The organism is Psychrobacter sp. 28M-43 (assembly GCF_014770435.1).
Lineage (GTDB): Bacteria > Pseudomonadota > Gammaproteobacteria > Pseudomonadales > Moraxellaceae > Psychrobacter.
Genome location: NZ_CP061739.1, coordinates 2,522,172 through 2,548,718, shown reverse-complemented (window position 1 = coordinate 2,548,718; position 26,547 = coordinate 2,522,172). Strand labels below are relative to the sequence as shown.

21 protein-coding genes are annotated in these 26,547 nt (G+C 42.8%); 10 read left to right on the top strand and 11 right to left on the bottom strand.

Going from position 1 to position 26,547, the window contains the following annotated elements; translation table 11 throughout:
• Positions 1-195 precede the first annotated feature (195 nt).
• A complete protein-coding gene (locus IEE84_RS10640) occupies positions 196-909 on the top strand; it encodes a YidB family protein (RefSeq protein ID WP_102092773.1) in 714 nt (237 codons plus the stop codon).
• Positions 910-1,082: 173 nt separating this feature from the next.
• Here the strand turns inward: IEE84_RS10640 and IEE84_RS10635 are convergent, their stop codons facing one another.
• The 3 genes from IEE84_RS10635 to trmB all read right to left on the bottom strand — a co-directional run bounded on the left by IEE84_RS10635 (position 1,083) and on the right by trmB (position 5,165).
• Positions 1,083-2,174 (bottom strand): regulatory protein RecX, encoded by a 1,092-nt coding sequence (locus IEE84_RS10635; protein WP_191114153.1) that lies wholly within the window; start codon positions 2,172-2,174, stop codon positions 1,083-1,085.
• A 40-nt stretch (positions 2,175-2,214) separates the two neighbouring features.
• Entirely contained in the window at positions 2,215-3,267 is a 1,053-nt protein-coding gene (gene recA, locus IEE84_RS10630) for a recombinase RecA (protein WP_101205782.1), read from the bottom strand.
• Between the two features lie 1,058 nt (positions 3,268-4,325).
• Positions 4,326-5,165: a tRNA (guanosine(46)-N7)-methyltransferase TrmB gene (trmB, locus tag IEE84_RS10625; RefSeq protein WP_191114152.1), complete on the bottom strand. Its 840-nt coding sequence runs from the start codon at positions 5,163-5,165 to the stop codon at positions 4,326-4,328.
• Positions 5,166-5,366: 201 nt separating this feature from the next.
• Between trmB and IEE84_RS10620 the strand changes: the two genes are divergently transcribed.
• A complete protein-coding gene (locus IEE84_RS10620) occupies positions 5,367-6,296 on the top strand; it encodes a DUF2628 domain-containing protein (RefSeq protein WP_191114151.1) in 930 nt (309 codons plus the stop codon).
• A 45-nt stretch (positions 6,297-6,341) separates the two neighbouring features.
• Here IEE84_RS10620 and IEE84_RS10615 read toward each other — a convergent pair whose 3' ends face one another.
• From IEE84_RS10615 to gmk, 8 genes are all read right to left on the bottom strand, one after another.
• Entirely contained in the window at positions 6,342-8,228 is a 1,887-nt protein-coding gene (locus tag IEE84_RS10615) for a monovalent cation:proton antiporter-2 (CPA2) family protein (protein ID WP_191114150.1), read from the bottom strand.
• 91 nt (positions 8,229-8,319) lie between these two features.
• Positions 8,320-9,024 carry a hypothetical protein gene (locus IEE84_RS10610; RefSeq protein ID WP_191114149.1) on the bottom strand — a complete coding sequence of 235 codons (705 nt, stop codon included), beginning with the start codon at positions 9,022-9,024 and terminating at the stop codon, positions 8,320-8,322.
• Between the two features lie 307 nt (positions 9,025-9,331).
• The gene (locus IEE84_RS10605) at positions 9,332-10,519 is read right to left on the bottom strand and encodes a cation diffusion facilitator family transporter (protein ID WP_191114148.1); all 1,188 of its coding nucleotides are present in this window, start codon (positions 10,517-10,519) and stop codon (positions 9,332-9,334) included.
• A 234-nt stretch (positions 10,520-10,753) separates the two neighbouring features.
• The gene (locus IEE84_RS10600; RefSeq protein WP_191114147.1) at positions 10,754-13,042 is read right to left on the bottom strand and encodes a primosomal protein N'; all 2,289 of its coding nucleotides are present in this window, start codon (positions 13,040-13,042) and stop codon (positions 10,754-10,756) included.
• A gap of 175 nt (positions 13,043-13,217) precedes the next feature.
• Positions 13,218-13,598 carry a RidA family protein gene (locus tag IEE84_RS10595; protein WP_057761400.1) on the bottom strand — a complete coding sequence of 127 codons (381 nt, stop codon included), beginning with the start codon at positions 13,596-13,598 and terminating at the stop codon, positions 13,218-13,220.
• A 113-nt stretch (positions 13,599-13,711) separates the two neighbouring features.
• Positions 13,712-15,910: a RelA/SpoT family protein gene (locus IEE84_RS10590; RefSeq protein ID WP_057761397.1), complete on the bottom strand. Its 2,199-nt coding sequence runs from the start codon at positions 15,908-15,910 to the stop codon at positions 13,712-13,714.
• Between the two features lie 339 nt (positions 15,911-16,249).
• Positions 16,250-16,510: a DNA-directed RNA polymerase subunit omega gene (gene rpoZ / locus IEE84_RS10585; RefSeq protein ID WP_057761396.1), complete on the bottom strand. Its 261-nt coding sequence runs from the start codon at positions 16,508-16,510 to the stop codon at positions 16,250-16,252.
• Positions 16,511-16,674: 164 nt separating this feature from the next.
• Entirely contained in the window at positions 16,675-17,301 is a 627-nt protein-coding gene (gene gmk / locus IEE84_RS10580) for a guanylate kinase (protein WP_102091897.1), read from the bottom strand.
• A 373-nt stretch (positions 17,302-17,674) separates the two neighbouring features.
• Between gmk and ispH the strand changes: the two genes are divergently transcribed.
• The 8 genes from ispH to rpe all read left to right on the top strand — a co-directional run bounded on the left by ispH (position 17,675) and on the right by rpe (position 26,501).
• Entirely contained in the window at positions 17,675-18,631 is a 957-nt protein-coding gene (gene ispH, locus IEE84_RS10575) for a 4-hydroxy-3-methylbut-2-enyl diphosphate reductase (RefSeq protein ID WP_191114146.1), read from the top strand.
• A gap of 59 nt (positions 18,632-18,690) precedes the next feature.
• Positions 18,691-18,939, top strand: a complete 249-nt coding sequence (locus IEE84_RS10570; protein WP_102092783.1) for a hypothetical protein — start codon at positions 18,691-18,693, stop codon at positions 18,937-18,939.
• A gap of 54 nt (positions 18,940-18,993) precedes the next feature.
• A complete protein-coding gene (locus tag IEE84_RS10565; protein WP_191114145.1) occupies positions 18,994-19,809 on the top strand; it encodes a thioesterase family protein in 816 nt (271 codons plus the stop codon).
• 602 nt (positions 19,810-20,411) lie between these two features.
• A complete protein-coding gene (htpG, locus tag IEE84_RS10560; protein WP_191114144.1) occupies positions 20,412-22,373 on the top strand; it encodes a molecular chaperone HtpG in 1,962 nt (653 codons plus the stop codon).
• A 320-nt stretch (positions 22,374-22,693) separates the two neighbouring features.
• The gene (locus IEE84_RS10555; protein ID WP_191114143.1) at positions 22,694-24,175 is read left to right on the top strand and encodes a C13 family peptidase; all 1,482 of its coding nucleotides are present in this window, start codon (positions 22,694-22,696) and stop codon (positions 24,173-24,175) included.
• A gap of 120 nt (positions 24,176-24,295) precedes the next feature.
• Positions 24,296-25,186 (top strand): S-formylglutathione hydrolase, encoded by an 891-nt coding sequence (gene fghA / locus IEE84_RS10550; protein ID WP_057761382.1) that lies wholly within the window; start codon positions 24,296-24,298, stop codon positions 25,184-25,186.
• 298 nt (positions 25,187-25,484) lie between these two features.
• A complete protein-coding gene (locus tag IEE84_RS13195) occupies positions 25,485-25,697 on the top strand; it encodes a TIGR03643 family protein (protein WP_057762609.1) in 213 nt (70 codons plus the stop codon).
• A gap of 114 nt (positions 25,698-25,811) precedes the next feature.
• Positions 25,812-26,501 carry a ribulose-phosphate 3-epimerase gene (gene rpe / locus IEE84_RS10540; RefSeq protein WP_057761380.1) on the top strand — a complete coding sequence of 230 codons (690 nt, stop codon included), beginning with the start codon at positions 25,812-25,814 and terminating at the stop codon, positions 26,499-26,501.
• Positions 26,502-26,547 lie beyond the last annotated feature (46 nt).

Below are 26,547 nucleotides of genomic sequence, written 5' to 3'. Positions count from 1 at the left end.
CCTACACGTCATAACAAAATAGCTAACTCCAAGGACAAAGAGGTTTGTTATATTAAAATCTGTTATATTAAAAATAGAAAATAAAACTCGTAATTCTGCTGTCCCGTTATTAAAGAACATATAGGCAGATATGAGGTTTCATAAATTTTAGCAGTATTTTTGTACTAAACAATACGATAAAAAGAGGAATAGATAATGAGCTTATTAGGGAATTTAGTGAGCCAAGTGGCACGTAGTGCAATGAATCCAGACGACGCTCAGCGCAATCCAGTTAACCAACGTACTGAAACACGGCAGACTGGCGGACTAGGTGATATTTTAGGTAGTGTGCTGGGCGGTGGCAGTCAGGCAGGTGGTTATAGCCCTCAACAAAATAGCCGTCAAGCAGATAATGGTTTTGGCTTAGATGACATCATTGGTGGTCTCACGGGCGGTAGTCAGCGCGGCGGTATGAGTTCAGGTGCTGGCGGACTAGGTGATATTTTAGGTAGTGTGTTAGGTGGTCAGCGTACTAATAGTGGGTTTGGTGGTAAAGGTATGCTCGTTGCAGCATTGATGCCCATGGTTCTTAGCTGGATCAAACGTAACGGTGGTTTGAGCGGTGCATTGTCGAAAATCACTGGTATGGGCTATGAAGGTCAAGCACGCTCTTGGATGAGTAATAATGAAGCAAATGATAATTTAGATCCAAACGAAATTAACCGTTTATTTGACGAAAATGAAATTCAGCAAGTGGCCGCTCATACTGGTGCTAATGAAACTGAGGTAAGACAGGGACTTGCTGAGCTGTTGCCTGAGGTTATGAATCAGCTAACGCCTAATGGTAATCTAGATAATGAGTCTGAAGCCAATGAAGAGATAGATCAAATCATTAGCCAGCTATCTAGCCGTCTTGGTAATTTTAAGTAGTTTGTCAGCTTAGAATTCGAAAATTTCTAACTGAATTCTTAGAAGTCATGTAGATTAAAATAATTGATAGTATTGATCAAAGGGCACGTTATATAACGTGCTCTTTTTTACGTCTATCACAAGAGTATGACTGTCGATAAATACCGTTTGACAGGGATAGCGATAGTAAGCCCTTAAAATCGTTCGTCTAGCGACTCTGTAGTATGGTTAAGTGCGGCAAAGCAGATATCGGTATTAAACCCTCTATACTGTAAAAAACGTAGCTGCTTAGCTTTTTCCTTTTGCTCAACTGGTATCTCATTACCGTATTTTTTGGTACGAGCTATCACCGCCAGTTTTAGCCAATCTACACCATGGACTAAGTTGTCTGCATCATCATCTACAAACTCACTAAATTCATCAGACTCAGTATTTGCCATATCGATTAGCTCATCGATGTTACCTGGCATAGCAATCTTCTTGCGATAGAACTCTTGTTTGATCCGACCACGTCCGCGGCCTTTACGAATATTCTCACGTATCAGCATTAGGGTAGTGCGGTAATCACTCTGATAACCTTTTTCTTCAAACTCATCTAGCAGTGCGTCAACTTTCTCTGGGTCTTGCTCTTTGTCGATCAGCTTTTGCTTTAGCTCAGCCTTACCGTATTCACGGCGTGATAAATAATAAAATGCGAGCCAACGCAATCGACTTTCTGCTTTGATCGCATCGATTTCTGCTTGTTTTTGTTCAGGGGTTCGTAAGTAAGCTTTGAGCGCGGCTGGTATGTTATCGTTTTGGCTGTCTGTTTCACTACCATTGATAGCAAAAAGTTCAGCTTCATTTTCTGAGTTTTTCGGAAATGGCTCAGTGCTACGACCCTTATCTGTTGCTAAGCTATTGTCAATTTCGTCATTCTGAATGTCGAGTTTGACTTCTGCCAGCATCTCTTTGATGGTTTGCGCTTCAGGGGGTTGATATGTAGGGGTGTCACTAGGCTCAGCGGTAAAATTAGCCGCTGGGTGAAAACACTTTTTACGTTTTTTAGATTTAGAAGTTTTCTTTGACTTAGGGGAGGAGTCTTCAAAAAACGCTGTATCAATAGTAGCGTCATTCGTGACTGAATCATCTTTACTTGAACGGACAGTCCGTTTACTGGATTTCCTTAGTTTTTTAGGCTCTTTAGTATAAGAGTTCTTAGATAGTTTTTTTGGTTTGCTATCAACAGAACCAGCTGAGTCGGCACCCGACTCAGCTAGGATTTCAGCTAAGGTTTTAATTTTCATAATAAATCATAGTTACTGACAACGGTTAATCATTAAACCATTATTGTACAGGTTCAGAAGCCTGTTCTGCTTCTTCAGTTTCATCGGCTTTGCTATTTTTCTTCGTACCAAGCTTTTCGTCACGTATCTTGTCTTCGATTTCTTGAGCAATGGCAGGATTCTCTTTTAAGAAAAGCACAGAGTTGGCTTTACCTTGACCGATTTTTTCGTCGCCATAACTGTACCAAGATCCTGCTTTGCCAACGGCCCCAATCTCCACACCTAAGTCGATGACTTCGGCTAAGTGATTCGTACCTTCACCGTAAGTAATTTCGAACTCAGCTTGGCGGAAAGGTGGTGCCATTTTATTTTTGATAACTTTGACACGGGTCTGGTTACCGATGATTTCATCACCGTTTTTGACCGCACCAATACGGCGAATATCCATACGTACAGAGGCGTAGAATTTCAGCGCGTTACCACCAGTCGTAGTCTCAGGGCTACCGAACATAACACCAATTTTCATACGAATCTGGTTAATAAACACCACCATACAGTTAGAGCGTTTGGCGTTACCAGTGATTTTACGTAGGGCTTGGCTCATTAGGCGCGCTTGTAGACCCATGTGCGAGTCGCCCATTTCGCCTTCAATCTCGGCACGTGGTGTCAATGCAGCTACTGAGTCAATTACGATCATGTCGATTGCACCTGAGCGTACCAACATATCGGTAATTTCAAGTGCTTGCTCGCCATTGTCAGGCTGAGAAAGCAATAAGTCATCAGTGTTTACCCCAAGCTTGCGAGCATAGACAGGGTCAAGCGCATGCTCAGCATCGATAAAGGCACAGGTACCGCCTTGCTTTTGACATTCTGCAATAGCTTGCAGGGTCATCGTCGTCTTACCTGAGCTTTCTGGACCGTAAATTTCAACGATACGGCCTTTTGGTAGACCACCAATACCAAGCGCAATGTCTAATCCTAGAGAGCCTGTAGAGACCACATCGACATCCATAATGGCCGAGTCATCGCCTAGATGCATGATGGTGTTTTTACCAAATTGCTTTTCGATTTGACCTAATGCCGCTTTGAGGGCTTTGGCTTTATTGTCGTCCATATTGGATTCCTTATTTTCGGTAGTTAAGTTGATGCTATAAATAAAATATTGGTACGGTTAAAACTTTTGGCAAACGCATACTGACTGTTATGAAGTCGGCAATTATTGTTTGGCTGTTTTATCAAAAAATAGGTTGTTACGTGACTGGTATAGGTAGTAGTATCGAATGTATCGTTCTACTATACAGTAAAATTAAATAGCGAGAGAAGTAAAAATAAGTCCGTAATACACTGTCGTTATCGTTGTTTTTAAGTCAGACTTGGCGTGCTAATTACTTGACTCAACTTCTTAACACTGTTGATTTGATAAGGTAATTATAACAAAAGCAAAGCACTATAATGAGCGTTGAGGGATGCTAGACGACACTATCTGTCGTATGGCATGAGGTTAAAAATCTACAAAAATGATGCTATAGCTCGCTGTTGTTTTGAACCTGATAATGACTATGCTTGTCAATAGATTTGGGAGTTGTCCACAACAAATAAAAGGCTTATTTTTGCTGATTGTGAAACATTATTAAGAATTAAATTATTTTAGAAATTATTTAAAATAATTTTTTATGTGTATAAATTTAATGTAAGTAACTGATTTTAAAGGTTTTATAAATTGTACAAAAAATGAACGATTTTACCTTATCCTTTAAGTTGCTTAGCTATAAAGTTGTCAAGTAGTGACTTATGCACAGGGTTATCCACAGCTTATGGGGAGAACTCTGTAAAGCCTTATAATACATAAGTTTACGTAGATTATTAGTATTAGGAATGGATTCTATATTTCGTTTCTAATCACTTTAGAGAAGCAGTTTTGTCTACAAACAACGCTATGAGCGCTATGTTTCACAAATTATAAATTTATCTTTTTTTATGCATAATCATACTATAGGCATTAAAAGTCAGGAGTGTGACTCAAGATATACATCTAAGATGTCAGTAGACATAGTTATGTATAGGATGTCTAGTATTTTTAGAGATATTTTCTACAGCCTATAGAAGGGCACAAAAAAGCGGCTACATCAGATAGCCGCTTTGTCAAAACACTTAAAAGTAGAGCTGTATTAATCAGTCTTTGATATAGATCAAATCCCAGACGCCATGCCCACGATCGAGGCCACGACGCTCAAACTTAGTCATTGGACGAAAGTCAGGACGTTCAGTGAAGTTACCTGTACCTGCTTTGTTAGTCAGTCCAGCGAAACCATCCAATACTTCAACCATCCAAAATGCATAGTGCTCCCAGTCAGTTGCTGTATGGAACCAGCCGCCTTGTTTTAAGCTGCGCGTAACGATGGTCATACGTTCAGGACTGACAAAACGACGCTTATAGTGACGCTTCTTTTGCCATGGATCAGGGAAGTATAGCTGAATACGGTCGATATGGTTTTCTGGTAGCTGCTTGAGCAATTGAATGGCATCACCATTGATGATTTTCACATTACTCAAATCTTGGGTGCCAGCCATATACGCACATTTACCAATACCAGGCTCATGCACTTCTACACCGACAAAATTACGAGTAGGGTCAGCGGCCGCCATTTCAATAAACGAATCACCCAAGCCAAAACCAATCTCTACCGTAAGCGGCGCATCTGGACCGTTAGGGCTATCAGCAAATAACGTACGTAAGTTGTCAATACCGGTAAGATCGCCATCACCAAAACTGTTATTGACCAAATACTCAGAAAACTCTGGAGCAGTTAATGCAAGCTCGGCGTTTTTGTTCATGTGCGTACGGCGCTTCATAAACGTATTGACGATGCGGATATGCTTCTCAGAGGTCGGTTCTATCTCTTGGCTAGTGCTGTTATCGATATCGATAGGCTCGCTTGTGCTATTAAGGGTTTGCTCATCAGTAGTATCGGTACTATTGACGTTGTCATTGATATCAGAATGTTGACTCATAGGATTCGTAAGGCTTAATTAGGTGGGTGATGTTTGCTTATTATAAGTCAAATCCATACAACTGTGAACGGACAATCCTATTTTCGCGTATTTGCTGGTCAGTGCTGTGGTTTCTCTCTGTTACACACGGGTTTTAGCGTTATCATATAATGGTATTTTTCAAATGCTTTTCCTAAGAGTCAGTAAGTAGAGCGTGTTGCCATGTTATTTATCGAGACAGATTCACCGCCACCATTTTATCAAGAGTCGTTAACACCTGCTAAACGTAAGCAGTTAGACAAGTGGTTCATCGGTAATCGTACCCAGCGTTATTATCTCAAACGTTTTGAGCAGTTTGATCAGCAAGGTTATCTGTCACCAAAATGGCATTGGGCTGCATTTTTAATCACTTTTCCTTGGTTGCTATATCGCAAGCGCTATATGGATGCGATCGTCTATAGTGTCGCAGGGTGGTCTTTTATCCAGATTAATGTGGCATTAATGCTAGTCGCCTTTGAATTTATAGCGATGTCCTATGTACCAGACGCTTATCAAATGGCAACACGTATCGGTATTGCTGCCGTTATTTGGCTGTTTTGGTCGTTTATGGTGGCACGTTGGACAGATGCGTATTACTACCGAATGGCAAGGCGTGAAATCGCTGATGCGATAAATGATCATCCGCGAGATGAGGCAGCACAGAAGGCGCATCTGCAAAGAGAAGGTAGTGTTAGCTTATTTGGACTGGCATTAGGGTTTGGTTTTTTTGCATTTTCGTTATTGGTGATTAAGGTGCAGTTCTTACCGATTATTGCCAAGCCAAAAGCAAACGAAGTTTTGTTTGATGCTTATGATATTGCAAAGAATGCCCAAAATCGAGTGGCGTTGATTTATCAGCAGACAGGGCAGTGCCCAGTAAATCTGCCCCTGAGTACCGAGCAGCAGCAAATACGTATGCATGTCGATACGCAGGCCGCTGGCGTGACAGAAACCGACTGTGCGGTAGTGGCAACGATTCAAAACGTGACGTTTCCAATACGCTACTTAAACGAGCAGACGCTGGTCTTTTATCATATACCAGATAGTGATAACTGGGATTGCACCAGCTCACTGAATAAAAAACAAGCCCCTAAAAACTGCATAGCTGATTAGGGGCTGTGCTTTACGAGTGTTTGTAGATGCTGCTAGTACTGAGAGCTAATGCTTAGAGTCCGTTGCAGTATCATTCTTTTCCTCAACTGGTGTTGCTTGGCTCTTTAACGCCTCATAAAAATCGGTCAAATCCATTTTTCGTGCTTTACCAATGTCTTCATCAAACAAGCTTTCAAGCTCAGCCATTGCTGATTGTGCGGATTCAATCATGCTGGCTTCATCATCATAGATAGCTTGTTGGCGTTCGATCAAGTCATCATCATAGTCACGGAATGTTTTTACTGTTTCTCGCGCTTTTTCTGGTGAGATACCTAATAATTGTAATGATTCGCGTGACATGTCCAAAGACGACAAATAAGTCTCACGCCAAATATGACGCACGCCAACCTCACGCAAACGATAATAGTGCTGACGATCGCGCGCTCTTGCCAATACAATCAGTTCAGGATAATTTTTACGTAAGTATTGAGCGGTGGTGATAGAACGCTCTAAGTCATCGATGGCAAGAATAAACACCCGCGCTTTTTGAATACCTGCCGCTCGTAAAATCTCGGGGTTTTTTGGATCGCCATAATATACTTGGTTACCGAATTTTCTTACAAAATCTACTCGGTTTGCAGAGCGTTCGATGGCGGTAAATTCGATATTATGCATGCGCAGTACACGGCCAATAATCTGACCGACGCGGCCAAAGCCTGCAATAATTACCTGATGCTCATGATCGGGAATGGTATCGTATTCGCGGCTCGGCTTGCTCTTGGCAAATAATGGCTCACCTACTTTTTCTAATAGCAAGAATGCCAGAGGTGTCAGCGCCATCGAGATGGTAACCACAAGGTTAAGGGTGTTAGCAAGCTCAGGTCGTAAGACATTTTGGGCAGTGGCGACACTGAATAGGACAAAGGCAAACTCACCACCTTGAGCTAGGGTTACGCCCAATCGGATACTGGTCGGCCAGCGATTGCCCGATACTTTTGCAATCCCTGCAATCACTGCAAACTTGATAAACATCAAGGCGAGCGCGCAGCCAATGATAAAGATAGGCTCTGCCAGAATGAGTTTGACGTCGGTAAGCATACCGACCGACATAAAGAAGAGACCTAATAACAATCCTTTAAAAGGTTCGATACTGGCCTCTAACTCATGGCGATACTCGGAATCTGCTAACAACACACCTGTCAAAAATGCACCTAATGCCATTGATAGGCCAATTTGGCCCATTAAGATAGACACGCCCATCACAATAAATAGCGCGACCGCTGTCAGTAGTTCTGAGGCACCACTAGAAGCCACAAATTTAAAGAAGGGTCGAACCACATATCGGCTGGCGAAAATCAGTCCGGCAAAGACAGCAAATACCTTACCAAAATAAATCAAGTCGTAGCTTTGCTCACGCACCCCTGATAAAAACGGAATGACTGCCAACAATGGAATGACCGCAATATCTTGGAATAATAAAATAGTAAAAGCTTCTCGACCATGCGTGCTCGAAAGCTGCTGTTTCTCAGTTAGTATCTGTAGTACAAACGCGGTAGAAGACAGCGCTAAACCAAAACCAACGATAAAGGCGGTATCTAGTTGTAAGGAGAAAAATTGATGTAGGAGCCACATCAGTAGCGTACCAGTCAAACCGACCTGCAAACCGCCCAATACAAATATAGAGCGGCGCAATGCCCAGAGCCGCGAAGGTTGGAGCTCAAGCCCGATAATAAACAGCAACATGACCACGCCAAACTCTGAAAAGTGCAATAGACTTTCAGCGTCGCCTGCCACATCCAAGCCACTTGGGCCCAATATGAGTCCAGTGATGAGGTAGCCTAAAACCGTTGCAATGCCGAAGCGCTTACCAAGGGGTACGAAGAGCAATGCTGCTCCCAAAAAGATAGTAGCTTGCAACATGAGATTTGGTGAGCCGGCGGCAGCAGCGAACATCTGGGCTCCTTAAAAATTTGAATAAAATACACAATATAAAATGGACGTGACTAAAATAAGTATGGCTAAAACAATATCGCGCTAGTATCTATTATTTTTTGCGATAAATTTTCCACACACCATTGTCTGCAAGCGGATTATTATAAGCATCGTTGCGACGTTTACGTGGTGTCTGGCGACTATCTACAATCTTAAAATCAGGCAGAGCATGTACAATGAGACCAGTACGATAAAAGCGTACCCGCTCAGGCTCTAGCATCTCACCCTTGCTATCACGACAAAAAACATAAGCACGCAAATCGATAAATTCACGATGCGCTACCAGTCGAGCTTCATCGTTAGTGTCTAATATCGCTGTCATGCGCTCAATTTCATCATCCGTATATTGACCACACTTATCGGTCAGGGCGCCTACTGATCCAAAGCTTTTGGACTCTTTAGCACGTGTCTTAGTCAAATGTAAGCGCTGAACATGATAGATAAATTGCGGTATTTCAAGACTGGCTGGAAGCGGTAGATAGTCAGGTGGCATGTTGGCCGCTGGATAAAAATCCTTTGCGCGCTCAAGCAGGTTTTGCCAACGTTGCTGATACGTTTGGACTTCGGTTAAGTTACCTTCATAAATAGGCATATCGCGGATTTGTCGCAAAATATCAGGTGGGAACTGTTCATTACGGAAGTTTGCAATGTCTTCTTGCAGCGTTGATAACAAAACTTTGGCGTGTTTTTTGCCATCTTTTGATGCAGGATCATCGATATAGTCTGGGGCGACAAAGGGTGCTGAGCGTCTAGACATAGTGTTGTATCATCAATAGATAGAGTGAAAATACCAAAAAGTATAATTATAAAAATTAACTGGGATGCTAAACAAAACTTTATAATAGTTATTATAACCACATAAGCCGATTCGGACTTAATTTTTTTAAGTTGAATAAAACAAAAGATTGTCGCAAATCACGACTGCTTTAATGTGATCTAGATTCTAGTTCTAATTCTACGTAACTTTTAGTATGAGCCAGTAACAGATGCATATACTTGTATTTTCTAGGTTATGATTCGAGTTACTAACTCCTTTATTCAATCACTTAGCTGAAAATGTATCGTTAATGGTTATGACCAATATGACTATTACCATCAGGTAGCTGTCCCGAAATATCACATACCAATGCATCGCTATGTGAGATATTCTGTGGATGAGACGAGCTTTCAACCTGAATAGTAGCATGATGAATACCAAGCTCCAGCAGTCTTTGCTCGAGACTGGCAATTAGAATATTTGATTCATGGATACTCATTTCACCATCGACTACCACGTGACAAGAGAGTGCATTAAGTCCGCTAGTAATACTCCAAACATGTAGGTCATGTACCTTTTGTACTTGAGAGTCTTCGAGTAATTTTTGCTCCACATCGACTAGCGATATATTGGCAGGCGTTCCTTCCATTAATATATGCACAGAATCACGTACGACGCGGTAGCCACTGATTAAAATAAGCACAGCAACGATTACTGATGCCACTGCATCTGCCCATACCCAACCAAAACCCATCATGAGCAGTGCAGCGATAATCGCAGCCACTGACCCTAACAAATCGCTCAATACGTGCAAATAGGCGCTTTGCATATTGAGGTTAACGGGTTCTGCATTATTAGGTTTCTGCTCTGTGACCTTGGCATCATCCGTACCATGACTATGATTATGGCCGTGTGACTCGCCACCTTGACTACCTCGGTGCATTAGCCAAGCGACCAAAATATTGATCAGCATGCCGATAGTGGCCACGATAAGCATGCCTTGGGTCGCAATTTCTGGCGGTGAGTTAAAGCGTTTGATCGCTTCATAAAAAATCATCAAAGCGATTATGACAAGTGTTGCACCATTTACCGTAGCAACTAATATCTCAAAGCGCTTGTAGCCGAAAGTTTTCTGGTGAGTGGCCGCTTTTTCGCCAATTTTAAACGCGACCAAAGTGGCACCGAGCGCTATCGCATCGCTTAACATATGCCCTGCATCAGATAGTAAGGCTAAACTACCGGTAAGCCAACCACCAATGGCTTCGATAAACATATAACCAGTAATGATAATAAAGCTGAACAACAACGTACGCTGATAGCCTTTGGTATCTCGTGCTGTGGTTGTCTGTTCTAGATGCTCATCATGATCGTGATGGCCTTGATTTCCCTGAGTGTAGTTATTTTCTTCATCTTCGCGAACGTACTTAGGCACATCCGTATTATCATGCTGTTGGCTATGATTGTGCTCGTCAGAGTTTGGATTATTTGCATTCATAATAATACTCAAATTCGCTGATAGTTGCGTTCGATAGATGATGTTTACTGATAAGTGACGTTTACTAATAAGTGATGCTTGCTATGGGTAGAGTAGGCGTAGAGCCTTTGCCGCATACCATTTGATGGTTATAAATTTAACATAGCCAAGCATGAGAAGCTGTAACGACGAAGTAAACATGATGAGAGGAGGAGCAGAAAGATACACACCTATTTGTTGAGAACTAAGTGAGAACTACCAACCGACAGGATCAATGTCCAAAGTAAGCTTAAGGTATTTAGCGCTTGGTAGGGCAAGCACTGGCTGCCACCACTGTCCCAACACATGGTGCAATTGACGGCGGTCTTTAGCCAATAGCAAAAGCTGAGCATGATAGCGACTGTTCTTTTTACTCATGGGCGCATCAATAGGACCGAGAACAGCGAGGTTATGAGCTTTCGGCAAATGCGCAATAGCATCCTTGAGCGCTTGAGTAGTAGCTGCTAATGTTTTGCCTTCACAGCGTATCAATGCAGCATGTCGATGAGGAGGTAAGCCCATCATTTGACGCTCTTGCAATAACTCGCGCGCGAATGACAAGTAGCCGTCTTTGACCAGTTTCAATAGTAACTCGTTATCAGGTTGCAACGTTTGAATCAATACGCGGCCAGCTTTGTCACCTCGACCAGCACGGCCAGCCACCTGAATCATGAGCTGTGCAGTATGCTCTGGTGAGCGGAAGTCTGCTGATAGAAATCCGCGATCGGCATTGGGTAAGCAAACCAGCGTGACATTGGGGAAGTGATGACCTTTGGCAACCATCTGTGTACCGACCAATATAGCTGGGTTGCCTTTATTGATTTGCTCATAAATATTTCCCCAGCTGTCTTTGCGTCTTGTGGTATCACGGTCTATTTGAATAATTGGATAGAGCTCTTTGCTGGTTTGGGGGTTAGCAAAGATTGCGTGTAGATTTTCACTGAGCCTTGTCGTTCCCATACCTTTGGCATCCAGATTTTGACTGCCACAATCAGGGCATACGGTAGGGATATAGGCTTGCCAATCGCAATGATGACATTTCAAATAAGAGTTGCTTGAATAACTGTTTCGCTGGGATTGGCTATTATAGTGAACGGTCAGGTGAGCGTCACAGCGCGGACAATCTGCTTGCCAGCCACAAGCCTCGCACAATAGAACAGGCGCATAGCCACGACGATTTAAAAAGATCAATACCTGATCACCAGCTTCTAGCGTTTGCCGTATCGCCCCGATCATGGCATCCGTCAGCCCTGTATCATAGCGCGCACCGTCATCTTGTGCCTGTTGATGGGTGCTTTGCAAGCGAGCATCGATCAGCTGCATGGTTGCAGGTTTGGCATTGCCCGGACGAGTAAGCAGTTGGTATTCTGCCAGTTTGCCATCATCGACCAGTTTTAAATGCTCGAGAGAAGGTGTGGCAGTACCGAGTATCACTGGGATTTTGTACTGCAAACCTCGATAGAGAGCGACATCAGCGGCATGATAACGCAATGTGTCTTGTTGCTTGTACGAGCCATCATGCGCCTCATCAACAACAATCAGGCCTAAGTCTGCAAAGGGGTATAGCACAGCTGAACGTGTACCGATTACGATTTGTGCATGACCCGTACGGCAGTCTTGCCAACCTTGTAAGCGATGAGTGTTAGTCATGCCAGAGTGTAATAGCACAATATGGGCGGCAAACCGACTGGCAAATCTTGCCCGCGTTTGCGGTGTGAGACCAATCTCTGGTACTAAAATAAGAACCTGTTTACCAGCTTCTAGTACAGCTTGCATCGCTTGCAGATAGACCTCGGTTTTACCACTACCAGTAATGCCGTTGAGCAGAAAACCAGTATAAGTATCGGACTCATGGGCAGCAATAATAGCGTCGACAGCAAGTTTCTGCTCCTCATTGAGATCAAGTGGCATTTTTGCCAGTTTGACTGGAGTAGGTGCTTGTTTTGGCTGAATATAGCGCTCGACTAACCCTTTGTCTTCTAGCGTCTTTAAAAATGCTCGTTGCATCCCTTCTAGTAGCAATACATCTTCGCTTGCACCGTGCTGACCATGTAGCTTTAGCATGTCGAACTGTTGCTTTTGTTTCTTGGCATTGGCTCGAAAATCATCATCAGTGATATGAGGCAAAATCCGCCAATGGGTAATCAGCAAGTCTAATGGTTTGCCTTGACGGACAAGGCTTGGCAGGATAACTGCTAACACGTCGCCAAGTGGATAGTGGTAATAGCGCGCTAACCAATAGGCAAGCTTGAGCATGTCCGCGTCCAAAATAGGCTCAGCGTCTAGACATTTATTAATAGGTTTGATTTTATTGACAGGTACGCTGCTATCGTCTTGTGAAATATGAGCAATCACAATGCCAATCAGAGTCTGACGACCAAACGAAACCTCAACACGGCTGCCAATTTGCGGTATCGCACTGTTTGGCAAAGCAAGCATATCAGCTGGTAAGCTATAGTCAAACACCCGATAAAGGGGAACGGGCAGAGCAACTTGTACCAACATAAACGGCTTCACAGTCTTATTAGGTGAACATGAGATCAGAATAATAGAACGGAGACCAATAAGCTTAGCATGATGCTAAGCTTATGGTGATATAACTTATAGGCTGTTGCTAAAACTAGCACTTAATAATGAGCGCTTAACAATTAGTACCTAATATTAAGCATCAAATATCGTCTTATTCAATATAAAGAATAGACTCAATTTCTACCACACCACCTTTAGGTAGAGCAGCTACTTGGACGGCAGCACGGGCAGGGTATGGCTCGCTTAGATTGGCGACAAACACTTCGTTCAAGACGGCAAAATCACTCAAATCAGTCAAAGATACATTGAATTTGACCACGTCATTTAGACTGCCACCAGCTGCTTCACAGATAGCTTTGATGTTTTCAAATACTTGCTCAGCCTGTGCTTTAAAACCTTCTCTTAGCTCCATAGTGTCAGGATCAAAACCAAGCTGACCTGAGATATAAACAGTATTGCCGACTTTTACAGCTTGAGAATAGGTGCCAACTGCTGCAGGTGCTTTATCAGTTTGGATGGTTTGACGAGTCATGGGGTATCCCTTTTATATTTTATGTGAGTGATTCATTGCTACTAGAATAGCAGTTCTATTTTAGCTATTTGCATCACGACTATATCAGTGATGCAAATCAGCAAATGCGCTTATTATAATTGATATAACCGTATAATGTTAGGGAAACCTAGCAGCGAGCGTAGTTCACGAATGCCCTGTGCTAAGTGATTGCGACTACGTACTACAATATGAATGATGGTATCAGTATTGCGAACATCAACGGTTTCCACACCCATATTGAGCTGGCGTAAGTGATAGATAACTTCACTGATTTGCTCGTCACTAAGCGCAATAGAGAGCTTTAAATAAGCAGGAAAACGAATCTTGCCGCTATTTTTTAGGTCATGCTCGCCGATGTCGCCTTGTTTGACTGCATTGTCATTGCGCCAACGTAATTGGATGACCTGATAAGGATTGTCCTTACGGATATCATCCAGTGAGAAACACTTATGACGATGAACGACCAAACCATGACGCGATAAATGCCCTACGATAGGGTCGCCATATATTGGATGACAACAATTAGCAAAATCAAGCTCGACGCCAGCAGCATTTGCAATCAGCTGTTGCGGTTGGGTCATGTCATCGCTATGTACTTTCGCCTGTAGGTCGCTCAGCTCATCGCTAAATAAACGTGTCACTACTAGCTGAGGAAGTAGCGTACCTGAGCTTATTTGTTCAAATAACGCATCTTTTTCAGTTAGGCCACGCCATTCAGTCAGGTCTTTCCAGTCAGCATCTGTCAAGTCGTCAAAACTTTTCTGATGCGTTCTGAGCGCACGATCTAATGCTTGCCTGCCATGGTGTTGTTTGTCAGCGACAGACAAGTCTTTGAACCAACGTAAAATCTCTTCACGAGCTTTGTTAGTCACTACAAATCCTAGCCACTCCGCTTTTGGTTCTGAGTGGCTATTCACTTCTATCTCAACGGACTGTCCATTTTTTACCACGGTACCAAGCTTTGCAGCTTTACCGTCGATATTTGCACCAACGGCAACGTTACCAATCATAGGCCCGACCGCGTAGGCAAAATCTAGTGCCGTTGCACCCTGTGGAAGCTCGTAAGCACGCCCTTGAGGACTGTAGCAAATGATCTTACTAGAGTGCAGATAATCCATCAGCTCATTGATGGTAGAGACTGCTGCTGAGAAATCAGGACTGTTTTCATTTAGATTGTCTTCGTCGACCAAATCTTTCATGTTGCGCAATGATGCTTGGATAACCGATTGACTAACATCAGACGCGTGCTCTGCCCCGATGACACCAAGTCTCGCAGCGCTTTGCATTTGCTTAGTCAATATAGTGACCTTTACCACGTCATTGTCACGCTCATAGATGAGGGTGAGGGATTGGTTACCACCTGGCAGCGGTCGACGAATATTATCCGCAATATGGGTATCATCAATCTGATATTTTTTGATTAAATAATAGGCCAGCTTGTCGCATGCTTCGATATTGTCGAGGACGATTTCAAACGCATAGTGACGCAGTAGCGCATTAATTTCACCGCGATTGCGGAAAAACTGACGATATATGACCACACGATTGTCTAAGACTTTGACTAGACCATTGAGATCCAAGTTGTTTAGTACGATACTCAAATAACGATGAATCGACTCTCTTTGAAAATTTCGTCCAAGCCCATGCTGTAGCAGTTTATCAGACAGCTTGTTGTACATATCAGAGTCTAAATTGCGATAACACAATACTTCGATATAGTCAGCAATATCATTCAGACCCATTAATCGTGCAAATGGCACATAAAAATCCAAGGTTTCTTGAGCTGTAGTACGCTGTTTTTCAGGACGTACCGCGTCAAGCGTAGACATATTATGTAGACGGTCAGCAAGCTTGATAATGAGTACACGCGGGTCGGCAAGGGTGGCGGTCAAAATTTTATGAAAGGTGGCCGCTTTATTCTGCTGTTTGTTATGTGAAGAGGACTTTAGCTTGGTCACACCATCGACCAGTCTTGATACAATTTCGCCATAACGCTGCTTGATTTGCTCATCGCTAACTTCGGTGTCTTCGACCGTGTCATGCAAAATTGCTGCAATGATGGTATCTCGATCTAAGCGAAAGCCCGCTAGTATCTCAGCGACAGCGATTGGATGCGTGATATAAGGTTCCCCTGATTTGCGCTTGTCTTTAATGTGCGCAATATCTCCGAACTCACAAGCATCAACAATATCACGGCGCTCAGCAGCAGTGAGATAACCTACCGAACGTAGTAAATTATATTGAGCATCATCGACGAGGTGATGACTGAGTTTGGGTAGGGTTTGACTCATAAAATGATGATCCTATTTTCCATGACCTACTTGTTGGGCCACTTACCGAAGCAAATGGAGGCTAAATAATGACCTACCATACAAAACTTAAGGATGAGTACGCCATTCTCTAATTAATCGCAAATCGCTTTCAATGTCAACTGATAAGCGTATGGGCGATGAAAAAATTTCACTCAGTGGTCTATTTTGGGGATAAATGGTGACCAAAATAGCCAATACATTATTATTACAACCAAAAAACCACAGCCTATGCTGTGGTCTCTATAGTTGATCAAGATGTGTACTTATTTTATAAAAACGCTATTGGCTCTATAAAATACATCTTATCAAAACAACTTATTAGAAGCTGTGGTCGCCTGACAATGCTAAATCTAATGAGCTAGTAGCAAAATTATGCTCTGGCTGATTTAGGATGTCGCGTGTGATTTTGCCAGCGGCAATTTCACGTAGTGCCAATACTGTAGGCTTGTCGTTATCAACGTCAACCAACGGCTCGGCAATACCTTTGGCCAATTGACGGGCGCGTTTGCTTGCGACCAAAATTAGCTCAAAGCGATTATCAACATTATCCAAACAATCTTCAATCGTCACTCGTGCCATAAATAGCTACCTCGGTTGTTTCTATTAGTAACGGACCTTGCCCGCCACTCAATAAAAATAATATCAAAAATATAAAGGGGGATAGCTAAATATTATAGCATTTTTTGCCAAGCCGCGTAGTTGCTTTTTATATCTACTTACGAGATTAGCTGCTTGTGCTTAGTTTACTCTTCTACCTGAGTGTTTAGCAAGTTGCTAATCGTGCGATGATAGCGCTGCTGCTGACGACCAAGCGTCTGTCTGTCGGCCACGATAATGGCTTTTAACTCAGCTAATGCTACGTCAAAATTATCATTGATCACTACATAGTCAGCATTCACGTATTGTGCCATTTCGGTGACCGCGCCAGCTAGACGGCGCTCTATAACTTCTACAGAATCCTGCGCGCGGGTTGAGAGACGTTGACGTAATGTCGCAATGCTAGGTGGTAGAATAAAAACCATAATGGCATCGGGAAAGATATTTCTGATTTGCGTCGCGCCTTGCCAGTCAATCTCCAAAATAACGTCGATACCCGCCGCTAGCTGAGTACGTACACTTTCCTCTGACGTGCCATAATAGTTACCAAATACTTCAGCATGCTCTAGAAATAGACCCGCATTGATACCATTGGTAAAGCTATCGGTATCTGTGAAATGGTAGTGCTGACCGTCAATCTCGCCTGGGCGTGGTGCGCGAGTGGTATGAGAGACGCTGACAGTCAAGTCATTGGTGGTAGCAAGCAATTGCTTAACCAGTGAGGTCTTGCCAGTACCTGAAGCGGCAGTAACGATGAATAATGAACCTGTCATACAATTTATCCTAATAGAAGGTGTCTTAGTAACTCGTAAAATGTATTGTAATAAATGCGTGTTGATAAAAAGTTAAGCAGTGCCTCAGTCAAAAACAAAGACTGGAAAAAATAAAAAACGCCATCATGTATGGCGATAGAAATTATAATAGATGCATTATTATAAACTGCTTTTATACAAGTTAAAGCTGGTTTTGCAATATGTCGTAAGTATGCTGAGGTTTGCCTACAAAATATTGCTATGAGCAGACAGCTATTTTAGAGAGCGACAAAAGCAAATTATGCTAAAGTAGAGCATTGATTTCGCCCCAACTTTTGAATAAAAAATTCAAAAATACGTTTTAACTATAAATTATCCAATGATAGGCCTTTTTATGCAAATTTATCTTGCCAATCCCCGTGGATTTTGTGCTGGTGTGGACCGTGCAATTGCGATTGTTAATGAAGCATTGACACGTTTCGAGCCGCCTATTTATGTCCGTCATGAAGTTGTGCATAATAAGTTTGTGGTGTCAGACTTGGCCAATCGTGGTGCGGTATTCGTTGAAGAGCTTCACGAAGTGCCAGATGGATCTGTTGTTATCTTTTCTGCTCACGGGGTTTCTAAAGCAGTTGAAGATGAGGCTAGTCGCCGTGATATTACTGTTTTTGATGCAACATGCCCGTTAGTGACTAAAGTACATATCGAAGTGGCAAAGTTTGCGCAAGATGGGATGGATGCGGTGTTGATAGGGCATGCAGGACATCCAGAGGTAGAAGGCACTATGGGGCGCTTTAATCGTCGCCATGGTGGGCAGATTCATCTGGTCGAAGATGAAGGTGATGTGGCTGCATTGACTGTACAAGATGCCGAACGCTTGGCATTTGTGACTCAGACAACCTTGTCGATGGATGATACTGCGCGCGTCATCGATGCGCTGCGTGAAAAGTTTCCTAGTATCCAAGGCCCTCGCAAAGACGACATTTGCTATGCCACTCAAAACCGCCAAGATGCGGTAAAAGATTTGGCCAGTCGCTGTGAAGTAGTCTTGGTAGTTGGTTCGCCAAACTCATCAAACTCTAATCGCTTGCGTGAGCTGGCTGAGCGTATGAATTGCCGAGCGTATTTAATCGATAATGCCAGTGAGATGGACAAGCGTTGGTTAGATGGTGTGCATAGTATAGGCGTGACCGCTGGTGCATCCGCGCCCGAAGTGTTGATCCAAGAAGTATTGCAACAGCTGCAAGACTGGGGTGGCGATCTACCTAGTGAGCTATCTGGTATTGAAGAAAATGTGACGTTTAGTCTGCCAAAAGCGTTGCGGATACCTGTCACTCAGGTCGGTAAGTAACTAATATTCGTGTTTGTATTTATATTTGTATGAACCATCATTGATATGGATAAGGTCGCATGAAAGAACCAAAAGCCAGATTTGTATTGGCAGAGGCCACGCTCGCTGAAGTCAATAAGCAACTAAAACTCAATATGCTAGTGATGGCAGCAGTGGTTTTCGTATTGTTTATGAATATCATGAAGTTTATGGCAGAAAAAAGCTTTTTTTATGCGATGCTCGCAGTAGTCATGATCTGTTTGTTATTTTTCTTACAAAAGGCGCGCCGTATTCTCACGCTAAGAAAACAAGAGCTTATCCACAAATAAAAAGTACAAGCTTAAATAAAAAATACAGATGAAAGTGCCAAATATAGGATAGCTATGACTGCTTATTACAAGTTTATTAAACGAGAATTACAAGAAGACGGTATCAGTGTGGCGCATTATCAGCCAACCAAGCATGCTCAAGGTGCTTGGAATGAGCATGAGCAGCACATGGCGCCAGCAACAGGCCTATTAACAGCCGAGATTAACAGCTTCGCGCCACAACCTAATACCCGTATCGCACGTGTGAGCCTCGATATCTTGGGGCTAATACCGCTTGACGATTTTACTATCACTACTCGCTGTATCCGACCGGGTAAGACTATTGAGCTGGTCGAAGCGGTCATGAGTAGCCGTGGCCGCGATGCTATCATTGCAAGAGCGTGGCGACTAATTACTCAAGATACCAGCGAGATTGCCGGACTTGAAGATCAACCAGCAGAATATAAACCTGAAGAATTACCAGTTTGGGAAGGTATGAAAGGCTGGCCGGGCGGCTTTATTGAAAGCGTACGTCTAGTAGCGACAGAAGACCGTCGATCTGGTCGTGGTATGGTATGGATTACCAATGATCTAGACATGGTAGAAGGCGAGCCGACTGATGACTTGGTGCATCTATTAGGTATGGTCGATACTGCCAATGGTGTTGTACCAAGATTGGGTCTTGGTTTATCTAAGTTAGAATGGATGTTTCCCAATACTGATTTGCAAATCCATATGCATCGCTCGCCAAAAGGTCGCTGGCTCGGTATCGAGGCTGTACAACAATATGGCGATGATGGTATCGGATTGACCAGTGCGGTATTGCACGATGTATACGGCCCTTTTGGTCGTAGTGAGCAAATCCTTACTATTCGTCCGATGCCACGTTAAAAGGCTAAGAGTCAGTCAGTTTATAGTTTTGTAAAATAAAATAATACGTTGTAATCAATTAATTATACAAATAATAGAGAAATGGTTTTAATAGTAGCTAACAAGACAATATTACTAAAAAGATAATATTACTAAAAAGATAATATTACTAAAAAGATAATATTACTAAAAAGATAATATTACTAAAAAGATAATATTACTAACAAGCCGATGTTAATCGACATAGAGGTTACTATGAAAACCCATACTCAATTTTCAAAAAAGCTGACGACTCTCTGGGATATATTGATAGAAGCATATTCAGAATAGTCGCTGTTATTTGCGCGTTGATTGCTATATCAGAAAATAACTGAGCAATTAAATGCGAAGCAAGTAAATAGCCTAGTAAGCAAATAACTGACACCAGAACACCGCCTTAGTAAACAAGCGCGGTGTTTTTTATTGAATAGGGCTTTTGAGCTTGAATTTTTTTTCGTTGCCCCTATTAGTATAGACAGTTTAACGGTATTACATACGGCAAGTTCTCTAACATTACGAGAACGGCTTTAGTGAGTATATTGTTATCTGATAATAGGTCTTTCATAGAATTTAAAGGAGTTTTTATGAGTGAAGCAACTCAAGCTGAAGGTCTGAATCCAGAATTAAAAAAACATACGTTTGAAGCGGAAGTGGCGCAGTTACTGCATTTGGTAACGCATTCACTATATTCTAACGCTGATATTTTTGTCCGCGAGTTGGTATCTAATGCGTCGGATGCTTGTGATAAGTTGCGCTTTGAAGGCACAAATGATGATAGCCTCTATGAAGATGATGGCGAATTAAAAATCCGCATCGCTGTCGATGAAGCCGCCAAAACTATTACCTTTACCGACAATGGTATTGGTATGAACGAAGCCGATGCAATCGAAAACTTAGGTACGATTGCTAAATCAGGTACCAAAGCATTTTTGGATAAATTGTCTGAATCACAGAAACAAGACGGTCAATTGATTGGTCAGTTCGGTGTTGGTTTTTACTCAGGTTTTATTGTGGCTGATACCATCAGTGTCGAATCACGCAAAGCGGGTGAGCCTGCTGATAAAGGCGTGCGCTGGGTATCAGATGGTACTGGTAGCTTTACTGTTGAGCCTATTACCAAAGACACGCGCGGTACGGCGATTACTTTGCATCTAAAAGAAGAATATAGCGAGGGTGAAGATAACTACTTGGATCGCAGCAAAATCAAGCGCTTGGTTAATAAATACTCTGACCATATCAGTTTGCCGATTCAAATGCGTAAAGAGATCTGGCAAGAAGATGTAAAAGAAGACGAGAACGACGACACGCCTGCTGGTGGCGAGATGGTACTCACTGATGAGTGGGAAACAATCAACAAAGCCAGTGCACTATGGACTCGCTCTAGCTCTGAAATTGAAGATGATGAGTATGTCGATTTTTATAAGAATATTTCTTATGACATGGATGCGCCGCTTACTTGGACGCACAACCGTGTAGAGGGTCGCGTACAGTATACGCAGCTACTATATATCCCTAAAAAAGCGCCAGTTGATCTATACACTCGTGAGCAGCAGCATGGTCTAAAGCTTTATGTGAAGCGCGTCTTTATCATGGACGAAGCTGAGCAATTGCTACCGATGTATTTGCGTTTCGTGAAAGGTGTGATCGATTCAGCAGACTTGCCATTGAACGTGAGCCGTGAGCTATTACAAGAGTCACGTGATGTAAAATCTATTCGTGATGGTAACGCTCGCCGTATCTTGACCTTACTCGCAAGCCTTGCTAATAGCGAAGACAGTGACAAGCAAGAGAAATTTGCCCAATTCTATGCAGAGTTTGGTGATGTTGTCAAAGAAGGTCTAGGCGAAGACGCAGGCAATCAAGAACGTATTGCCAAGTTATTGCGTTATGCCACCAGCACGCAAGATGGTCTGGTGACAAGCTTTGAAGACTATAAAGGCCGTATGAAGGATGGCCAAAAAGCTATATATTACCTCACCGCTGATAATCTAGCCGCTGCGAAAAACAGCCCGCAACTTGAGTTATTCAAGAAAAAAGGCATCGAAGTTATCCTGATGACTAGCCGTGTTGATGAATGGGCAATGAACTTCTTGACCTCATTCGATGAGACACCGCTGCAAAACATCGCGAAAGGCGCAGTAGACCTAGGCGACTTGCAGGATGATGAAGAAAAAGCGGAAGCGGAGAAAGCCCAAGAAACGCTAAAGCCTGTTGTTGATAAACTAAAAGCTGCATTGGGCGAGCGTGCTAAAGACGTCAAAGTGTCTACTCGTTTAGTCGATAGTCCAGCTTGTTTGGTCGTTGGTGAAGGTGAGCTATCACCACAAATGATTCAGATGCTACAGCAAATGGGTCAGGACGTACCAGCAAGTAAGCCAACGCTAGAAGTAAACCCTGATCATCCACTCATCAAGAAGCTTGAGAGCAGTGAGCAGTTTGATGATCTGGCGCAAGTGATCTTTGATCAAGCGTTATTGGCAGATGGCGGTCAGCTAGACGATCCAGCCGCTTACCTAAAACGCGTCAATGAGCTATTGATGAGATAATGTTTAGTAATGAGTAAAAAAGGGAGGCTTTATATAAGAGGCCTCCTTTTTTATTTGAATTTTTGGCCGAATTTGAGTGAATTTTACAAATCAGCCTTATCCTCTTAACCGACAATCCGTTACAATCGCGATAGATTAGCGAGCTAAAATATTAAGCAGTGCTAGTCATCTTCTATAATCACTCCATCGTGAATTCAATATAAATCGATGTCTGCATGCTGTACAAAAAATCGTCAATTGATTGCACCGCGCGGCTGTTACATTAAGATAATTATCATTGAGTCATTTTATTTTTCTCGACTGGCTAGAGGTCTAAGTCTTTGTCACTTACGTCGTTAAAAACCGTCTCGCTTCAGCGTTTTTCGCTCAATTTCGCTGCCAATATTATTGCAACCTTATGGATGCTGGTGGGCTCAACACGGGCTTTTTCTTGGGTTAAACCTACTTTTGTACAGTTTGCCGTATTTGCACTATTGGCGCTTGGTAGTAATGTCTTATTTTCATGGTTAGCTGCTGAAAGTGGCAGCATATTTAATGAGCAAGGATTGGTCAGTTATTTGATCTGGCCGATGATTATTTTGCTTGGTGGTATCATTTTGGCTCGGCGAGCCAGCAACCAAGCATTGGTATTTGTACCAGTAGTACTTTGGCTGGTTGCTGATACATTGTCAGCCCTATTACAGAGCTTGGTGCAGTTTTTTGGTAGCTATGGTTGGTTGCCAAATTGGAGTTATTCGTTCTTACCAGTACTGTTTTTAGTATTGTTCTTATGGCAAACGCTAGCGTTACTTTGGATATTTTCCCGACGTCTGCGTATACCATGGTGGGAGCGAATCATTGTATTAGTTGGCGCGGTAGCGTTGCTGACTATTTGGCAACGTAATGTCGCTGATCAGCCGATCTTTAAGCAAATACCTGTAGAGCCTGTATTAGAAGAGGCGGCACTGTATCAGCAGCCACGTCTATTACAGCAAGCATTGGATAGTATAGACTCAAGTATCGATGGCAAAACCGACTGGTACTTTATGGGAGTCGCAGGATTCTCTGATCAAAACGTCTTTCGCTCTGAGATTAACAAGGTGCGCGAGCTGTTTGATGTGCGCTTTGGTACCAGTGGGCATTCACTATCGCTGATTAACAATACTTATAGCTGGTTAGACGAACCAATTGCTACTAAGACCAGTATTTTGCGCGGCTTAAAGAAAATCGGTCAGCAGATGAATGCTGATGAAGATGTATTGTTTTTGACGTTGTCTTCACATGGTAATCAGGATATCGTTCAGTTGGCAAATCCACCGCTTGCGATGGATAATTTAGATGCTACATGGTTGCGTGACGCGCTAGACGCATCTGGTATCCGCTGGCGTGTGATTGTGGTGTCTGCCTGTTACTCAGGTTCGTTTATTGACGAATTGGCATCGCCAACCACGGTAGTTATTACTGCATCAGCCGCTGACAAAGCATCGTTTGGCTGCACAAACACAGCTGAAATGACCTATTTTGGCCAAGCGTTTTTTGCTGAAAGTCTACGAGGGAATACCAGTTTTGAGTCGGCTTTTAAGGATGCCAGTATACGGGTCAATGAGCGTGAGAGCGCCATGGGCTTTGAGCCATCGGAGCCGCAAATGGTCATTGGTAGCTTAATGGAGACGGCATTGCCTGCGTTTGAGCAAGTATTGTTTGATAAGGCGCGCCCATCCGTTGCTAGTATTACAAATAATGCTACTTCTACAACGGTTAATATTCTACCTGACAGCGCTACTAATCTGTCGGTAGACGAAGTAGAGATAGCTGCTGAATAGCTGAATACATACAAAGTATGATTTGGCATTTAATAACTGCCAATATTAGATTTACTATTAGATGATGAGCATTTATTAAACATCACCATTGGTTCTATTTTGAATAAAAGGATATCACTCATGCAAAATTCCTATAGTCATAGTTTATCTACCAATAAACAGCTTACCCAAAAAAGCGTGAATCGCTGCTTTAACGGTGAGCAGCATTATTATAGTCACGAGTCGACATCTACCAAAACCTCTATGACGTTTAGTATTTATCTACCTGATGAAGCCTTGGCTGGACGACGTTGTCCTGCGATATTGTACCTATCAGGTTTGACATGTAATGCTGATAATGTCACTCATAAAGCGCATTTTCAGCAAAAATGCAGCGAGCTTGGTATGATACTTATCGCACCTGATACTTCGCCTAGAAGTAGTGAAGACAGCGATGTACCAAACGATGATCGCTATTTTGTCGGGCAAGGCGCTAGCTATTATGTTGATGCGACCCAAGCGCCGTGGTCAGATAACTTCAATATGCAAAGCTATATCGTTGATGAGCTATATGACTTACTACGTTCAGAGTTTCCTATTCACAGCATCGGTGTCACAGGACACTCAATGGGTGGTCACGGCGCATTATTGCTAGGGTTTAAGTTCCCAAGTAAGTTTGTCAGCGTATCGGCTTTATCGCCAGTATGTGCGGCGAGTGAGTCTGCATGGGGGCAAGCCGCTTATACAGAGTATTTCGGTGATGATAAATCTCTATGGGCGCAAGCCGATGCCTCACAGATGATTGAAAAGGTTGGTCAGCAGTATTCGAGCATTTTGGTTGATCAAGGCGCGGCTGATAACTTCTTAGCAGAAGGCCAGCTACAGACATCTAAACTACAAGATGCTTGTGCAAAAGCCAAACAGCCCTTAACATTACGCTACCAAGCCGGGCATGACCACAGCTATTATTTTATCCAAACGGTAATTAATGATCATATCGAACATCATTGGCATATGGCTCAAATGAGCTAAGATGTCTTTCAGATGACCGTGATACATTTTTCGCTATCCCATTCATGCTCAACAGGTGATTTTTATGGCAAGTTATCAAGATTTGACCGCTTCTAATTCGAAGAATAAGTCAGCAGATACGAGCTCTACAAAAGCGACTATGCAAGCTGATATGGATGCTGCTCTACAAAACAAACAACGTAACATTGATTATAGTGATGAAGTGTCTCAAGTTAAGTCTGACGAGCTGATTGCAAAAACCGTCAACGACGCTGGCGATAGAGTACTTGATGATGTGCAAATATCTCGCGTGATAGAGATGGCGTGGGAAGATAGAACGCCATTTGGCGCTATAGAGCATAGCTATGGTCTCGATGAGACTGGGGTTATCAAACTCATGCGCCAAGAGCTAAAGCCGTCATCTTTTCGCTTATGGCGTCAGAGAGTGAGCAATCGCGCTACCAAGCATGAAGCAAAGCGCTCTTTCGAAGTTGGCCGTGCTTATTGCAAAACTCAATATAAGCAGCGCTAAACCATTAAGTATTTAACATCATTATATAAAAGGCTCTCAGCATATGTGAGCCGCTTGAAATTTTCTTTTTAATTTATCAGTATCTTATATAAACATGAATTAGGTAGCTCAATTATGAACAGTCCTGCTAAACCTTATCTTATTGCACCGTCGATACTCTCAGCTGATTTCGCGCGGTTGGGCGAAGAAGTGGAGAAGGTACTAGAGTCGGGTGCCGATGTGATTCATTTTGATGTAATGGACAATCATTACGTACCCAATTTGACGTTTGGTAGCATGATTTGTAAGGCGTTGCGTGACTATGGTGTTGAAGCGCCAATTGATGTGCATCTGATGGTTTCACCTGTCGATAGTATGATTGAGCAGTTTTTGGAAGCGGGTGCTAGTATCATTACCTTCCATCCTGAAGCCAGCGCTCATATCGATCGCTCACTTCAGTTGATCAAAGATGGCGGCGCGGAGTGTGGCTTGGTATTGAATCCAGCGACACCATTACATTATCTTGATTATGTTATGGATAAAGTAGATCAGATTTTATTGATGAGTGTGAACCCTGGCTACGGTGGTCAATCGTTTATCGATAGTACTTTGGATAAAGTCCGTCAGGTACGTCAGCGTATCATTACCAGTGGTCGAGATATTCGATTGGAAGTTGATGGCGGTATCAAAGCCAGTAATATACGTGCGATTGCTGAAGCGGGCGCTGATATGTTCGTTGCGGGTTCTGCAATATTCAATCAAGAAGATTATAAAGCGGCTATCGATGAGATGCGCGCAGAGTTGTTATTAGCCAACAACAGCTAGCGAGTGTGATATGGTTAATAAACGCTATTAGCCATGCCATAATAAT

Coding starts and splice junctions, on each gene's coding strand:
- fghA (WP_057761382.1), top strand. CDS start 24,296: ATGCAAAATTCCTATAGTCATAGTTTATCTACCAATAAACAGCTTACC.
- IEE84_RS10595 (WP_057761400.1), bottom strand. CDS start 13,598: ATGACTCGTCAAACCATCCAAACTGATAAAGCACCTGCAGCAGTTGGC.
- IEE84_RS10640 (WP_102092773.1), top strand. CDS start 196: ATGAGCTTATTAGGGAATTTAGTGAGCCAAGTGGCACGTAGTGCAATG.
- gmk (WP_102091897.1), bottom strand. CDS start 17,301: ATGACAGGTTCATTATTCATCGTTACTGCCGCTTCAGGTACTGGCAAG.
- IEE84_RS10615 (WP_191114150.1), bottom strand. CDS start 8,228: ATGTTCGCTGCTGCCGCCGGCTCACCAAATCTCATGTTGCAAGCTACT.
- htpG (WP_191114144.1), top strand. CDS start 20,412: ATGAGTGAAGCAACTCAAGCTGAAGGTCTGAATCCAGAATTAAAAAAA.
- IEE84_RS10605 (WP_191114148.1), bottom strand. CDS start 10,519: ATGAATGCAAATAATCCAAACTCTGACGAGCACAATCATAGCCAACAG.
- recA (WP_101205782.1), bottom strand. CDS start 3,267: ATGGACGACAATAAAGCCAAAGCCCTCAAAGCGGCATTAGGTCAAATC.
- rpoZ (WP_057761396.1), bottom strand. CDS start 16,510: ATGGCACGAGTGACGATTGAAGATTGTTTGGATAATGTTGATAATCGC.
- IEE84_RS10600 (WP_191114147.1), bottom strand. CDS start 13,042: ATGTTGGTACAAGTTGCTCTGCCCGTTCCCCTTTATCGGGTGTTTGAC.
- IEE84_RS10635 (WP_191114153.1), bottom strand. CDS start 2,174: ATGAAAATTAAAACCTTAGCTGAAATCCTAGCTGAGTCGGGTGCCGAC.
- IEE84_RS10570 (WP_102092783.1), top strand. CDS start 18,691: ATGAAAGAACCAAAAGCCAGATTTGTATTGGCAGAGGCCACGCTCGCT.
- IEE84_RS10620 (WP_191114151.1), top strand. CDS start 5,367: ATGTTATTTATCGAGACAGATTCACCGCCACCATTTTATCAAGAGTCG.
- ispH (WP_191114146.1), top strand. CDS start 17,675: ATGCAAATTTATCTTGCCAATCCCCGTGGATTTTGTGCTGGTGTGGAC.
- rpe (WP_057761380.1), top strand. CDS start 25,812: ATGAACAGTCCTGCTAAACCTTATCTTATTGCACCGTCGATACTCTCA.
- IEE84_RS10565 (WP_191114145.1), top strand. CDS start 18,994: ATGACTGCTTATTACAAGTTTATTAAACGAGAATTACAAGAAGACGGT.
- IEE84_RS10610 (WP_191114149.1), bottom strand. CDS start 9,024: ATGTCTAGACGCTCAGCACCCTTTGTCGCCCCAGACTATATCGATGAT.
- IEE84_RS10590 (WP_057761397.1), bottom strand. CDS start 15,910: ATGAGTCAAACCCTACCCAAACTCAGTCATCACCTCGTCGATGATGCT.
- IEE84_RS13195 (WP_057762609.1), top strand. CDS start 25,485: ATGGCGTGGGAAGATAGAACGCCATTTGGCGCTATAGAGCATAGCTAT.
- trmB (WP_191114152.1), bottom strand. CDS start 5,165: ATGAGTCAACATTCTGATATCAATGACAACGTCAATAGTACCGATACT.